The organism is Paraburkholderia sp. SIMBA_053, from assembly GCF_046534895.1.
Classification (GTDB): domain Bacteria; phylum Pseudomonadota; class Gammaproteobacteria; order Burkholderiales; family Burkholderiaceae; genus Paraburkholderia; species Paraburkholderia caledonica.
Window position 1 is genome coordinate 1 of record NZ_JAWRXU010000991.1, and the last position, 260, is coordinate 260.

Here is a 260-nt window from a genome sequence, read left to right on the forward strand (position 1 = left end):
GGAGGGCGCTGGTGGCCGGGCGTGCGCCGGATCGAGGCACGCCTGGATGATTCGCGCGGGATCGAGCGACGGGAAGTAAGCCTGCAACACGAGCAAGCCCTCCCACGTGGCGACCAGCCCCTGGGGGGTCAGTACGGTCGAACTGGAGTCGTCGATGACCATACTCTCGGCCGATTCGAGGAGTTGCCGATGGTGGCAGGCGCTGGAAGGTGGCGGAGATTCGGATGTCAATGCGAGGCTCAAGAACTGTACAGACATCG

General features: G+C 64.2%; 1 protein-coding gene. It reads right to left on the reverse strand.

From position 1 onward, the window contains the following. The coding region (locus tag SB753_RS38580) for a hypothetical protein (protein WP_410805351.1) at nt 1–231 on the reverse strand (231 nt) is incomplete at its 3' end. Nucleotides 232–260 lie beyond the last annotated feature (29 nt).